Source organism: Tateyamaria pelophila, from assembly GCF_019966495.1.
Classification (GTDB): domain Bacteria; phylum Pseudomonadota; class Alphaproteobacteria; order Rhodobacterales; family Rhodobacteraceae; genus Tateyamaria; species Tateyamaria pelophila.
In genome coordinates, this window is the sequence record NZ_JAIMIA010000116.1 from 1 (window position 1) to 13697 (window position 13697).

18 protein-coding genes are annotated in these 13697 nt (G+C 60.9%); 16 read left to right on the forward strand and 2 right to left on the reverse strand.

The features are described from left to right. Together LC354_RS22445 and LC354_RS22450 are read right to left on the reverse strand one after the other, a co-directional pair. Nucleotides 1-566 (reverse strand): recombinase family protein (locus tag LC354_RS22445; RefSeq protein ID WP_223428079.1); only part of this gene is annotated, 566 nt, incomplete at its 3' end. After that, the gene (locus LC354_RS22450) at nt 563-1018 is read right to left on the reverse strand and encodes a DUF2924 domain-containing protein (protein WP_223428080.1); all 456 of its coding nucleotides are present in this window, start codon (nt 1016-1018) and stop codon (nt 563-565) included. The genes LC354_RS22450 and LC354_RS22445, both read right to left, overlap by 4 nt. Nucleotides 1019-1354: 336 nt before the next feature. Here LC354_RS22450 and LC354_RS22455 point away from each other — a divergent pair, with 336 nt between their 5' ends. The 16 genes from LC354_RS22455 to LC354_RS22530 all read left to right on the forward strand — a co-directional run. Further along, entirely contained in the window at nt 1355-2590 is a 1236-nt protein-coding gene (locus LC354_RS22455) for a hypothetical protein (protein ID WP_223428081.1), read from the forward strand. Further along, nucleotides 2556-3497 (forward strand): hypothetical protein, encoded by a 942-nt coding sequence (locus LC354_RS22460; RefSeq protein WP_223428082.1) that lies wholly within the window; start codon nt 2556-2558, stop codon nt 3495-3497. The genes LC354_RS22455 and LC354_RS22460 overlap by 35 nt, the downstream gene beginning before the upstream one ends. 109 nt (nt 3498-3606) lie before the next feature. Continuing rightward, entirely contained in the window at nt 3607-4200 is a 594-nt protein-coding gene (locus LC354_RS22465) for a sigma factor (RefSeq protein ID WP_223428083.1), read from the forward strand. Between the two features lie 28 nt (nt 4201-4228). After that, on the forward strand, nt 4229-4567 hold the full coding sequence (locus tag LC354_RS22470; RefSeq protein WP_223428084.1) for a hypothetical protein: 339 nt from the start codon (nt 4229-4231) through the stop codon (nt 4565-4567). Between the two features lie 27 nt (nt 4568-4594). Beyond that, complete coding sequence (locus tag LC354_RS22475; RefSeq protein WP_223428085.1) at nt 4595-5083, forward strand: hypothetical protein; 489 nt, start codon at nt 4595-4597, stop codon at nt 5081-5083. Beyond that, a complete protein-coding gene (locus LC354_RS22480; RefSeq protein WP_223428086.1) occupies nt 5080-5847 on the forward strand; it encodes a hypothetical protein in 768 nt (255 codons plus the stop codon). The genes LC354_RS22475 and LC354_RS22480 overlap by 4 nt, the downstream gene beginning before the upstream one ends. Beyond that, nucleotides 5840-6319: a hypothetical protein gene (locus tag LC354_RS22485; RefSeq protein WP_223428088.1), complete on the forward strand. Its 480-nt coding sequence runs from the start codon at nt 5840-5842 to the stop codon at nt 6317-6319. Before LC354_RS22480 ends, LC354_RS22485 begins: the two co-directional genes overlap by 8 nt. Next, a complete protein-coding gene (locus LC354_RS22490) occupies nt 6316-7212 on the forward strand; it encodes an ATP-binding protein (protein WP_223428089.1) in 897 nt (298 codons plus the stop codon). Before LC354_RS22485 ends, LC354_RS22490 begins: the two co-directional genes overlap by 4 nt. Nucleotides 7213-7225: 13 nt before the next feature. After that, nucleotides 7226-7831 (forward strand): hypothetical protein, encoded by a 606-nt coding sequence (locus tag LC354_RS22495; protein ID WP_223428091.1) that lies wholly within the window; start codon nt 7226-7228, stop codon nt 7829-7831. Nucleotides 7832-8333: 502 nt separating this feature from the next. Further along, nucleotides 8334-8762: a DUF6511 domain-containing protein gene (locus tag LC354_RS22500; protein ID WP_223428093.1), complete on the forward strand. Its 429-nt coding sequence runs from the start codon at nt 8334-8336 to the stop codon at nt 8760-8762. Beyond that, nucleotides 8762-9529: a hypothetical protein gene (locus tag LC354_RS22505; RefSeq protein WP_223428095.1), complete on the forward strand. Its 768-nt coding sequence runs from the start codon at nt 8762-8764 to the stop codon at nt 9527-9529. Before LC354_RS22500 ends, LC354_RS22505 begins: the two co-directional genes overlap by 1 nt. After that, a complete protein-coding gene (locus LC354_RS22510; protein WP_223428096.1) occupies nt 9481-11940 on the forward strand; it encodes an AAA family ATPase in 2460 nt (819 codons plus the stop codon). Before LC354_RS22505 ends, LC354_RS22510 begins: the two co-directional genes overlap by 49 nt. A 355-nt stretch (nt 11941-12295) precedes the next feature. After that, nucleotides 12296-12835: a crossover junction endodeoxyribonuclease RuvC gene (locus LC354_RS22515; RefSeq protein ID WP_449649487.1), complete on the forward strand. Its 540-nt coding sequence runs from the start codon at nt 12296-12298 to the stop codon at nt 12833-12835. Continuing rightward, on the forward strand, nt 12832-13248 hold the full coding sequence (locus LC354_RS22520; RefSeq protein ID WP_223428097.1) for a hypothetical protein: 417 nt from the start codon (nt 12832-12834) through the stop codon (nt 13246-13248). The genes LC354_RS22515 and LC354_RS22520 overlap by 4 nt, the downstream gene beginning before the upstream one ends. Then, nucleotides 13245-13457 (forward strand): hypothetical protein, encoded by a 213-nt coding sequence (locus tag LC354_RS22525; protein ID WP_399204154.1) that lies wholly within the window; start codon nt 13245-13247, stop codon nt 13455-13457. Before LC354_RS22520 ends, LC354_RS22525 begins: the two co-directional genes overlap by 4 nt. Then, on the forward strand, nt 13447-13697 hold a 251-nt coding region (locus tag LC354_RS22530), incomplete at its 3' end, for a DUF6362 family protein (RefSeq protein WP_223428098.1). The genes LC354_RS22525 and LC354_RS22530, both read left to right, overlap by 11 nt.

Below are 13697 nucleotides of genomic sequence, written 5' to 3' on the forward strand. Positions count from 1 at the left end.
TCCGCTTGATTCACCACCAGCTTGCGATCCCGGACATCATAGCCGAGGGGCACATAGCCGCCCATCCACATGCCTTTTATGCGGGACGCTTTGACCTTGTCGCGAATGCGCTCGGCGGTGACCTCACGCTCGAACTGTGCAAACGACAGCAGGATGTTCAGCGTCAACCGCCCCATGGACGTGGTGGTGTTGAAAGACTGCGTGACCGAGACGAAGGTGACGCCATTGCGGTCGAAGATCTCGACCAGCTTGGAGAAATCCATCAGCGAGCGCGACAGGCGGTCGATCTTGTAAACGACAACCACGTCGACCAAGCCGTCCTCAATATCGGCCAGCAATTGCTGCAGGGCAGGGCGCTCCAAAGTGCCGCCAGAAATGCCTCCATCATCGTACTGGTCGCGCACCAGTGCCCAGCCTTCCGACCGTTGGCTGGCGATGTACGCCTCGCAGGCCTCCCGCTGCGCATGCAGACTGTTGAACTCCTGCTCAAGCCCTTCCTCGCTTGATTTGCGTGTGTAGATCGCACAGCGCAGACGGCGGGCGGGTTTTGTGGACACATCCTTCATGCTTCACCCCGCTTGCGTTCACGAAGCCCAAAGAAGCGGTATCCGTTCCAGCGCGTACCGGTGATGGCGCGCGCCACGGCCGAGAGGGATTTGTAGCGTCGGCCATCCCATTCGAAGCCGTCCTTCAGCACGGTCACAGTGTGGGCGGTGCCGTCCCATTCGCGGATCAGCTTGGTGCCAACTACTGGATTGCGGGGATCAGCAATCTGCGCCTTGCGTGTCAGCGTGCCCTCCACCTCGTCGGCCAACAAATCCAACAGGCGACGCGTCTGCTTATCAGGGCCGCCGTAAGACAGCTCCTGAATACGGTAGGCCAGCCTGCTTTCCAGAAATCCACGGCTGTTGTTGGGAGCAGGCGCATCGAAAAGCGCCTGCCATTCGGCTTTCAGTTCCTTGACTGACATCGTCTTAAGCGCCGCCAGGCGGGCCAATATGGGTTCGTGAGTGGTCATGCAGATCTCCTCTGAGTTGGAGTTGCAGTACCGCTCTGTTTGGGCGGGAAGTGTAGCGAACAGTCTCCACTATTCTGGGATAGAGGGTCGCGATCGCAATCCAAGAGGCGCACCACAGCCGTAGCGAGCAGGCCATACAGTTCGGTGCGGCGCTCGTGTGCTGACATGCGGTCAGGGTGTATTGGGTTTGGGCGTTTCATTGGTCACCTCGGGCTGTTTTCTCACCCATCTTCTACTCACGCCCTTCGAAAAGCGTCCCACACCCACCGCGGTGATTGACCTGCGACGATGAGAACATATGATGAACATTGTCCACCCCAACAGAAAGGAGTCGCCATGGCTGGCAACCTGAAGAAATTCGTGAACCCACGTTTTGTGAAGACCATTGACCCCAAACTGATGCGCCAGCTTTTTGAGCGTCACTTCACCGGAGAAACGGCTCCCATCGACTTCGAAAATGAGGGGGCGGATGTCCGTGACGCGTTGGCCGAGTACTTTGGCCAACCAGTGAACGATTGGTCCGAAGGCCTCGTCGCCGACCTTCATCGCATTGCGGAATTGGGCACGTCGCACGGGCTGTACACGATATTGTCGGCGGCGCGGCGCCAAAGGATCACACTGTTCGAGGGGACGGTTGAGGATAAGACGGATGATGCGCCCACTGCCCACGACCCAAAACATGTCGCGCTCCATGTCTATCTGCACCATCACGAACTGTTTGAGGTTGCGGCTGACCAGATGGCGTTGCGCGCGCCAACAGCGATGGCAGAATTCCGTGGTCCCGACCGGGATGTGCCCGCAGACTTCACTGAAGAGGCAAGTGCAGCGTTTCAGATCGCCGCTGCCGCATTGTTCACACAGGATCTTCAAGGCGGCTACTGCCGCTTGGCCCCCTATGATGAGGATGAGGAATTCAACCTGGTCCTGAGCCATGGCGCGCCGGTGAAAACCACGCCGGTGGTGTCGGGCGACCGCGAAGAGATCATCACCGTGCGCGCCGTCAAGTATGCAGCGCTGCGCTACGATGCGACCGAAGGCAGACTGTTGATCGGCGGCGTGCTGAAATCCCAGCAGGCTGAGTTGGCGGAACTCTTCGCCGCCCATGTGCTGGGACGACCCGGCTTCTTTGCTGGCGATCACGCGCGGGACCTCTACAGCCTTGATGCGATCACGGAGGTGGGTCCCGATTTTGCTTTCACCCATTTTCATGACGATACAATTCACAGTGTGACAATCGTTTCGGCCGTGGCGGATCTGTTCGATTGGGATGACGAGGCGCAGGCGTCACGGCATTTGCGGAGCTGGGTAACCAAGGATTCCAACGGAGCGCTGCGCAATTTCACCGCCAGCGAGGTAGATTTTCGTCAGGGGTGGCGGCTTGGCGAAATCACCTTCCGAGTGTTTTTCAACGTGGGCAAGAAAAAGCCAGCGCAGTCTACTGTGCGACTGAAGCCTCCTGGCACATTGGCCTTCCGCCGCACGCGGTTCGAGAAATCCATTCATACATTGATCGCACGCAATGGGCTGGAGAAAGACCATGATTTTGATCTGGTTGTGGAAGCGGCTGAATAAAACGGGCGCGCGCCCGGAGGTTTCTGGTCGGCTGCTGCGCCGTTTTCCAGAGGCCGACATCGCAAAGCTGCTGAAAGCGCGTATCCTGATCGAGGATCGCAAGGTCGAAACCTGGGGCACCTGCGCGCATTGCGATTGTGGCTATGACGCGCGGATCATTCATGAAATCGACGGAAAGCTTGTTGCCTGCTGTCCGTTCGACCCAAGTCAGGATGTAATCCTCGAGCCGAATGACCTGATGCGATATCGGATCGATGCAGAGCAATTGATCGCAGCCATTGCGGCAGCAGGTAAGTTGACGGGCACCTCCACGGCGATTTCGGCCGGGCTCTGGTCAATGGGCACGTCTGCGATGGGTCGCAGCATTTTTTTGTGCCGATCGCCGCGTGACGTGTTTGCGCCCGGCATCTCGATGCTTCTGAAATCACTGGCTGGGAGCACACTGCCGATCGTGGTGTTTGACGAGACCGACCCGAGCAGTGGCATCCGTTTGCGCGACATGGAAATCGACGTGCATGAATTGGACGAGATTAGCCACCAGGACCAAAACGGTATTGAAAAGATTTCCTTCGATACCTTGGTGCCTCCTGGCAACCGTGTTCGCCTGACTGTCCATCGTAGTCGGCAAGCTGTGACGCTGGATGGCCGGGTCCTGGACCTACCCTCGCAGATGCTCGCCTTGGTTCGTCTATTCGTCGAGCAGGCAGTTGGACCCGACCCGAGGCTGAAGAAACAGGAAATTGAGATCAACACTGGCCGCGAAGCAAAAGAGATCATTCGGGATCTGCGCAACGCGCTGATCGGCTGCGGCCTTACGCGTGCACAGGTCGATGAATTATTCGTTTTGGTTCGGGGTATTGGCTATCGCCTGGCGCTGAACCGTGAGGAGATCGAAATCCTGGGCTGAGTCCGCGACACACTTTTCACACACCAAACACACACCACAAACACACCAAAGGCAGGCCGGGGTCGGCGAAGTTCGGAGCAAGAGAAACCAAGCTCCAAGGATCCCGACCATGCCCCCCAAATTATCTGCCGCCGACGTTGTCACTCTGATCGACGAGGCCAATCGCGCCGCGCGGCGTTTGCACCGCAAGTTGCACCTGCCACCTGCTGATCTTGAGGACCTTTCCCAGGATCTGCTGCTGGACCTGATTTGTCGCTTGCCCGGGTTCGATGCCCGCCGCGGCAGCATTGGCGCCTTCGCAAATATTGTGCTGCGCAACCAGTCGTCACGGATTGCGATGCAGATCCAGCGTGAGCGCCGCGCGCAGGATGGGTGGATGTTCTCGCTCGATGCGCCGATGGCAGGCAGTCGCGAACCCCTGAAGAACCTGCTGCTTGAGGAGGATGCCTTGGCCAGCTGGTACGGACAGCGCCCTTTTGGCATCGACATGCACCATGACCGGCTCGCGACGAACTGTGTTCTCGCCCGTCTGCGCGACGATGAACGCCAGCTCTGCCGTGCCCTATCCCAGTTCACCGCATCTGATCTGGTCGCGGGCAGCGTCTTCAAACGCTCGTCTCTTTATCGCCGGATCGCCGCCCTCCGCCCGGTGCTCACCGCTTACGGACTCGGCCCCTGCTGGGACGATTTCGGAACCCCGTGAGTAGAAGCAGGATGAGGAGGCCAGCAACATGACCACTGCAACCATCACTACGATCCGGCCAAAGGGTCCGCTCACGGAAATCCAGTTCTGCGCATGGGTGGCACAAGCCATGCCCGGCGATCGTCTGGAATACCATCGCGGGTTTCTGGTGCTCGATACCTTCCACGGGCTTTCCAAGCTTGGGGACAACGAGCGCAACGAACTGCGCCTGTTGGGAACACGGGCGTTTTGGACAGAGGCCCAAGGCCTCGTCCACCTCGTCCAGGAACGCCTCGGTCCGGACCTATTTTCCTATCTCGCGATCGCGCGCCCCAAGACGCGCAGTTCAGCCGATGCCGTCACGCAACTGGCTGCCTTGGCCGCCTGACCCATCCCCCAAAAAAAAGGAACCCCCATGACTTATCCCGAAAACACCCCGAGCGTGGATGACATGCTCAACATGCCGACTGGCGATCTGGCGCAGATGCCGGTGGACTTGTTGGCCGCCTTGCAGGCTGAACTGACGTACGCGGTGCAGCAAGCGAAGTCGGCCACTGCCAGATTAAACACCGCCCTTGAGGTGCGCTATGCCACCCGCGCCGCTGAGGCGCGCCGGGCTTGCGGCAAGGACACCGGCACTGTGCGCCTCGCGGATGGCAACTACACCGTCGTGGCCGATCTGCCCAAACGGGTCGACTGGGATCAGGAGAAGCTGGCGCAGATGGCCCGGAACATCGCTGACAGCAAGCAGGACCCCTCCGAGTTCATCGACACGAAGCTGACGGTCTCTGAGCGCAAATACGGCGCGCTGCCCGAGGCTTGGCGCGAGGGCTTTGAGCCTGCGCGCACCGTGAAGACCGGCACGTTGAAGATCACCCTCGAGCCAAATGAGGCCGCGCAATGACCGCGCTCGCTCATATCCCCAACGCGGCCCATGACCTGCCCAGCCTGATTGATCGCGCGGCAACCATGCTGTCCGGGGCCAGGACGGCGGCTGAGGTTCTCGAGGCCCGCGAGACTGCCGGGCTTGCCTACGACATCGCCAAACGTGCTGCGCGTCTGAAGAACGCAAAAGCCGCGCATGACGACCTGGTTGCGGCGGCGCATCGTGCGCAGGCCGATGCACTGGAGATCGATGCGGCTGCCAAGCGGCGTCTGGCGGATGAATATGATGCGGCGCAAGAGCGGGGCGAGGTGGCAAAACGTGGATGGGAAAGTGGTGTCGACAAGCGCAACACCACTACTGCAGCCGATCTTGGTCTCCGCCGCGACCAAATCCACGATGCGCGCTTGATCCGAGACGCCGAGGCCGCTGATCCCGGCATCACTCGCCGCACGCTGAATGACCGGCTTAAGCACGGTGAGGAACCCACGCGCGCGGCCCTGCGCAAGATGGTGACGGATGCCGCCATGCGGGGTTTGCGTCCGCAGCGTAAGCCAAGCCGACGCAACCCGCTCTATGTGCCGCCGACACCAGAACAGGCCGCTTGGCAACATGTGACAGGCACGTTCCGCGCCTTTGCCGAATGGGCCACGGACGAGAACCTGGAGCTCGCACTGCAGGGCATGCGCGCGGCGCAGGACCAACCCTTCCACCACCTCGACGCCCGGGCCATCGCCCGAGGCTCCACCGCATTCACCAAAATTAAGGAGTGGTTTTATGCTTGATAGCCAATCAGCAGCCTTTGCCGAGCAAGTTTGGGAGATTGCCGTCCGGCTCGGCAACAACGCCCCCAAAATTGCCGATGACATCATGGGGTCCGCATTTCCGCTGACCTGCGCGCAAGCACGACGGGAAGGGGCGCTACGCATGCTGCGCACCGGTATCATTTCCGAGGTCAAGCGCATCCTGCGCAACCGCGATGATGGGTTGGGCCAGTCGGATTTTGCAGAGGTCTGCGCGGCCTTCGCACCGCTGGTCAAGGACCTACGCTCGAAGTCCTATTTCGTCGAGAGCGCCGAGGAATACGTCGCGATCCCGAACCTGATCGTCGAGCCCGACCTGCTCAATGATGCGCGGCGGTTCATGCGCCGCAAGGGCATCGAATGCCTCACCGAAGCGGATCGTCTGGATGCACTCTATCTGGCGGTGACCAGCAATGATCCTGCGGCTGCTACGCAACAGGAGGTGCTGTCATGACCGGCGTGCTTCCCATCATCACCGCCGATCAGCGCATGGCTGAGCCCCGCGGCATCAAAGGCGTCATCTTTGGGCCCTCTGGTATTGGCAAAACCAGCCTGCTCTGGACGTTGAAAGCCTCGAGCACGCTGTTCTTCGACCTCGAAGCAGGCGACCTGGCGATCGAAGGGTTGGCAATCGATGCCATACGGCCGCGAACCTGGACGGAATGTCGGGACTTCGCGGTCTTCATCGGTGGACCCAACCCCGCGCTGCGCGACGAGCAGGCTTACAGCTCGGCCCATTATGCCGCCGTCTGCCAGAAGTTCGGAGATCCGGCGGCCCTCGATAAATACGACACGGTCTTTATCGACTCAATCACTGTGGCCGGGCGGCTTTGCTTTGGGTGGTGCAAAGGCCAGCCCGAGGCGTATTCGGAGAAAACCGGCAAGCCGGACGTGCGCGGCGCCTATGGCCTGCACGGCCGCGAGATGATCGCCTGGCTGACCCACCTGCAGCACACCCGCGGCAAGAACATCTGGTTCGTGGGGATACTCGATCAGAAGCCCGATGACTTCAATCGCAAGGTGTTCTCGCCGCAGATCGACGGCTCCAAGACTGGGCTCGAACTGCCGGGCATCGTCGATCAGGTCATCACCATGACCGACATTGCGGACGGGGACGGATCGCCTCAGCGCGGGTTTGTCTGCCAGACCCTGAATCCTTGGGGGTTTCCCGCCAAGGACCGGTCCGGCCGTCTCGATTTGATCGAGCCTCCGCATCTGGGTCAGCTGATGGACAAGATCCGCGGTCCCCTCGTGTCCGCTGAAAGCCGTCTGACCTACCAGCCGCCAAAGCTGCCCGCGCCGTCCCCGGCGCAGGCCACCACTCCCTCCAATGACACCACCAACTGAAAGGACTTCACCCATGTCTCTCTGGAACGATTTCAACGACGCACAATCAAACAGCAATGTCATCCCGAAGGGCACGCTGGCCAAGGTGCGCCTGACGCTGCGCCCAGGCGGGTATGACGACCCCAGCCAGGGCTGGACCGGCGGCTATGCCAAACGTGGCAATACCGGTTCTGTCTATCTCGATGCCGAATACACGGTGCTCGAAGGGCCCTATGCCAAGCGCAAGATCTGGTCGCTGATCGGCCTTTACAGCCCCAATGGTCCGAACTGGGCCAATATGGGCCGCAGCCTTGTACGGGGTATCCTCAATTCGTCACGCGGTATCTCGGACAAGGACAATTCCCCCGAGGCTCAGGCCCGGCGCCGGATCAACGGGTTTGCTGACCTTGATGGTCTGGAGTTTGTCGCCCGGATCGACATTGGACAGGACACCAACGGCGAGGACAAGAACGAGATCAAGAGCGCGGTCATGCCGGATCATCGCGATTACGCGCAGGTCATGGGCGCGGCACCGATGGCGGCACCATCGGGAGCCCCGGACTTTGCCTCAGCTGCGCATCAAACCGCATATGAGGCGCAAGCACCGGCACCCCATGGTCGGCCGTCCTGGGCGGACTGATCATGCCGATGCCTGCGATCAACATGACAGGCCAGAAGTTTGGCTTTTTGACAGTGGTGGAGCGCTTCGGCGCTTCACCAAGACCCAAATGGTTGTGCCGCTGCGCATGCGGAAAGCTGACCATCAAGGATGGCAGCCGTTTGCGCAGAGGGACCGTCAAGAGTTGCGGTTGCGCGACCCGGGCCCTCATTGCGGCTTCCAGACGGACCCATGGGATGACTGGACACCGGCTCGAGAACATTCGCCGAGGCATGCTGGCGCGGTGCCACAATCCCAAAAGCAAGGATTTCTCGCGATACGGCGCGCGGGGAATTCAAGTCTGTCGACAATGGCGGGATACGCCAGTCCAGTTCTACGACTGGGCACGGGCACACGGCTATGCGGATGATCTCAGCATAGACCGGATTGATCCCCGGAGCGGCTATTTCCCTGACAATTGCCGTTGGATCCCGCTCTCCGAGAATGTGGCGCGGGCCAATCGAGCGAGGCGGCAGAGAGCCGCATGAGCCATGTCGCGCAAATCGCATCCCCGCCCACAGAGGCTGCGGATTGCCCGGGCTTTGATCGCCTCTGGCATCCGCGGGGCACGCTCTGCGCCGTCTGCACCTCCCGCACCCGCGGCTTTGGCTGGTTTGATCCCAACCAACCCCGCGCAAAACGCACATACCGCTGGTTCTGCTCGATGCCGTGCCAGTCGGCCTTCACCCGAAAAGCCAAGAAAGGACTGACCATGACCGATTTTACTGAAGAGGAAACTCAGGCGCTTCCGGCTGTGATGCGCGCGCTCGCCCTGGAAATGGAGCGGATCGGCTGGGACCGCCCGCTGGGGCAGTTGAGCCAGAACGATATGCATCGGCTGATCGTCATCACCGTCGAAGCCTTCCGCACCGAGATGTTGGAGATCGCCAGCTTGTCGGAGGTGCCGTTCTGATGTTGGATTACAACCGCCGTCCCAGCTTCGCTGACCGGATCAATACCGCCATCGACGAGGCACTCACCACAGAAAACGCCGCCCGCGTACCCCGTGATTACCTCGGTGGCTCGCGGCTTGGCCATGCCTGCGAACGCGCCTTGCAGTTCGAGTTCACACACGCGCCCAAGGACGAGGGGCAGGACTTCTCCGGCCAAGTGTTGCGCATCTTTGCCATTGGCCATGTGCTCGAGGATCTGGCGGTCGCCTGGCTGCGGCAGGCAGGGTTTGACCTCTGTACCCGCAAGGGCAACCGCCCCGATGGCGGCCAGTTCGGCTTCTCGGTCGCAGGCGGGCGCATCCGCGGCCATGTCGACGGCATCATCGCCGCTGGACCGGAAGGCTTCGACCTCGCCGTCCCCGCGCTCTGGGAATGCAAAACCATGAACGCAAAGAACTGGCGCGCCTGCGTCAAAGAGGGCGTGACCAAATCGAAGCCGGTCTATGCCGCCCAGATCGCCGTCTACCAGGCCTATATGGAAGCAAGCGTGCCGGGCATCAGCGCCGCGCCTGCCGTGTTCACCGCGATCAACAAGGACACGGCCGAGCTTTACCACGAGCTTGTGCCGTTCGATGCCGAGCTTGCACAGCGCATGTCCGATCGGGGTGTGCGCATCCTGCGCGCCACGGATGCAGGCGAGCTTCTGCCGCGCGTGGCGGCCAATCGTGACTTCTTCGAATGCCGGTTCTGCTCCTGGGCAGAGCGGTGTTGGGGGCTGCCGACATGACGGACGCGCCCAACGACCCACCCGACACAGACAACCAGAAACAGGAGGCCGATATGGCCCAAGATGATGATCTTAAGGATGCAGACCGCAAGAAGGAAACCGATACTGCGCCGGACGCGCCCAAGGAAAATCTCGTTCACTTCAACCCGTGGCGGGACTTCAACGATGCAGCACCTCAGATCGATGTGTTCGGCGATGAGCCGGACCCCGAGCAGATCGCCCAGTTCATGGAGGTGGTGTTTGGCTATTGCGACGGCCTGATCCCGGTCCGCAGCTTTATCGACAAGGGGCAGGGCTTTGATGGCCGCCCGCATAACATCTGGATCAATGCCGGTGAAAACGTCACCGACAAGATGACCACCTTCGCCAATTGGGCCGCTCGCGAAGGCGCGGCAGTCTATGTTATCCCCGGCACAGTCGAAGCGCCCGGTCAGGCCAGGGCGGACGATATTCAGCAGATGCAGGCTGTGGTTGTCGATATCGACACTGGCGATATCGCCGCCAAGCGCGCACATCTTGAACGCCATCTTGGCGCACCCACGATGGTGGTCGAAAGCGGCGGCGTGACGCCTGAGGGGCAGCACAAGGCCCATGTCTGGTGGAAACTGACGGAGCCCGCCGAGGGCAGTGATATCGCGCGCGTGACCCGTATCCGCGGTGACATTGCCGCCAAGGTCGGCGGGGACATGCATTTTCGTTCGGCGCATCAGCCGATCCGGGTGGCAGGTTCTGTCTATTACAAGAACAGCCTCAAGACGCAGGTGCGCATCGTCACGCTGAACGCGGATCTCGAACGCGATCTGGGCGAGTTCACCGAAGCCGTGACCGATATGCCGCCCGCGCCGGGCGTGTCATTACAGCCGGACTTCGCCACGCCCGACAAGCCCGCCGTCGATGATGTGTTGGTCACCCCGGTACGCGAAAGCGCGCAGGACGACTGGTCGCGCTTCGAGGGGGCCTCGGCCGCGATCGGGTATTTCATCCGCATGGTCCATGAGGGCCGGATGTCGAAGGACGAGGGCTGGGAGGGCATCTGCGGCTACAACGCTGCGATGCTGCGGCCGCAGTGGACGGTGGAGCGGCTCAAGCGCGAGTCCGAGCGGCTCTGGGCCCGGCATGTCGAGAAATACGGACCACCCTTGATCCGTCTCGACAGCGCCGCGCCAGCACCCAATGAAATGCCCGCCTTCACGCTTGGCGCGCTGCTGGACGATGACAGTCCGATGCCTGCCGACATCATCGCGCCGCGTGTGCTGACGCCGGGTGGGCTGCTGGTACTGGGTGGCGCGCCCAAGGTCGGCAAGAGCGATCTGCTGATCTCCTGGCTGGTGCACATGGCAGCCGGGCAGCCGTTCCTAGGCTTCACCCCACCGCGACCCTTACGCGTGTTCTATCTTCAGGCGGAAATCCAATACCATTATCTCCGCGAGCGCATGAAGCAGATCTTCCTTCCGAAAGAGGTCCTGATCGGCGCGCGGGACAATCTGGTGGCCACGCCCAAGCTGAACCTTCTGCTGGACGTGGAAGGCAGTGTGCGTGTCGCCGCGGCCATCCGGCGGGCCTTTCCGGCCGAGCCGGTCGATATCATCTGCATCGATCCGATCCGCAATATATTTGACGGCGGACCTGACGGAGGTGGCGAAAACGACAATACCGCCATGATGTTCTTCCTCAAGGAGCGGGTGGAGGTTCTGCGCGACCATATCAACCCCGACTGCGGCGTCATTCTCGCGCACCATACCAAGAAGCTCAGCAAGCAGCAGGTCAAGGATGACCCGTTTCTGGCGCTCTCCGGTGCCAGTGCGCTGCGCGGATTCTACACCTCTGGTCTGATCCTGCACCGGCCCGATGAGGAAAACCCACAGCGCAAACTGGAGATTGAGTTGCGCAACGGTCCCGCTCTGGCGGCCAAACTGATCGACAAGGTGGGCGGCGAATGGACCGAGATCAACCCGATGAATGAGCGGATAATAGGGGGAGAAATGGGTGCCAAACATGACGCTGAGCGAAACCGGAAGGCCGATGTCATCCTGGGCCTGTTATTCGATGAAGCGGCCGAAGGTAGGCTATACACGTCAACGCAGTTCGGTGCGGGCTTCGAGAACCAGCATGGGCTTGGCAGCGAATTCACAATTCGACAGCGGATCAATGTCCTGGCGACCAAGGGCTTCGTGAAATTTCGCCGCGATCTGGCCGAACAAGGGTTCCCCGCGACCAAGTCACACTTCGGCTATCTCTGCGTCGAGGGCATGCGGTTTGGCCGTGATCGTGTGATCGATCCCGAGACTGGTGAGGTGCTGGCCGAGGGCGAAACGGTCCTGCCGACCCATTTCAAATGCCCCAATTCTGGACGTGCCAGGGAGGTCGAAAACCCTGCGGTCTGGGTCTTTCCAGAGGGGGGCGATGAATGACTTTGTCATATGACAGAGGCCACTGTCATCCTCATGCCTCTGTCATGAATTCAATGAAATCAACAACTTGCCGATGACGATGACAGAGGCCTCTGTCATACCCCTCTGTCATCAAAAATGGGAGAAAACATCATGAAAACAGGAGCTTGTAGGTGTTTGATGAGAGAGAGTGTGACCCCCCTATACTACGTATTAGGGGGCAACCCTTGGGGACTGCCCCCTAAACGATACGAAGTTCGGATCTACGGACGCTGACAAACAGTCTTGTTCCAATCTGACGACGGCGGCCGGTACCGCCAAGCATCAACCGCCGTCGTCTTCCACCCGAGCAGCCAACCAGAAGAGGAGACCACTCATGGCTGATACGACTCTCGCCGACGCCAATCTCGGCGCAACCCCGAAAACGCCCATGCCACCTGCACAGGGCCAAAGCACCATCTTGGCGCTTGACCTCGGCACCACGACTGGCTGGGCTATCCGCAGCTTTGACGGGCTGATCACCAGCGGCACCGTCAGCTTCAAGCCCGGCCGCTACGATGGTGGCGGCATGCGCTACCTGCGCTTCACCAATTGGCTGACGGAGATCGACCGGCTGTCTGGGCCAATTGGGGCGATCTATTTTGAAGAAGTACGCCGACATGCAGGCACTGACGCAGCCCACGTTTTCGGGGGGCTGTTGGCTGTTCTGACCAGCTGGGGCGAGTTGCGCGGTGTGCCGTACCAGGGCGTGCCGGTTGGAACCATCAAGAAATTCCTGACGGGCCAGGGCAACGCGAACAAACAAGCGATGATTGACGCTGCCCGCAAGCGCGGGTTCAGCCCGACCGACGACAACGAGGCCGACGCGATCGCAATCCTGCTCTGGGCCATCGAGACGCAGGGAGGTGTGGCATGAAACCCAATCACCACATCGGCCTCGAGCAGCGAGACGGTTTTGACGCTGGCCGTGATCCTCGCAGCATGTCGCCGGACGAGCTGAAGCAGTTGGGCCATGCCCGCGTGTCGCCGCTCAAGGCCCTGCGTCTCAAATGCCTCGATTGCTGCAACGATACCGCTCAAGAGGTGCGGTTCTGCACGGTCGTCAACTGTCCGAGCTGGCCGTTTCGGATGGGTAAGAATCCGTGGACCAGCGAAGCGCGTCGTGAAATTGGGAGGGCCGCTGCGCACAGATTGAACGTAGAGCGCGCGACGGCCGGGTTTGACCGGCTCCAAACGAGCAGCTCGCTCTCCGCTGGGGAAAGGGTGCCGCAAGAGCAGAGCGTTGATTTTGCCCCGGCCCTGACCGACGATAAAGGAGGTGCGTCATGACCGGGATGCGGTTCACGCCCCGCGGTTACGGCGGTCATCGCCGCGATCCCGAGCAGGTCAAGCGCGACGGCTGGCATGAGCAGGGCGTGCTGGCGGTCAGCGTGGATGATCACAGGCTGACCTGGCCAGAGCGCGAACTCGTGGAGCAGTTGGGCACGAAACTCTACGGCAAACGCCCGCAGGGCAGGGAGGTGCGCTATGGTCGATGACTGGACACGGGCCATGGTGGCGGACAGGCTGGAGTTGGCAGCAGATGTCATCCGGTCCATGCCACCGGTGCGGCCGCAGGGCTATGTCAGCGCCTGGCCCGAATACGTGCACGGCTTTGCTGACCAAGTCGAACAGGAGCCGAAGATGCGTCGCCCTCTGCCGTCACCGCGGATGATCACGCAGGCTGATGAGGCGATGCTGTGGCTGCGGTGGGTCGACAAGGACATCGGCCAGATCCT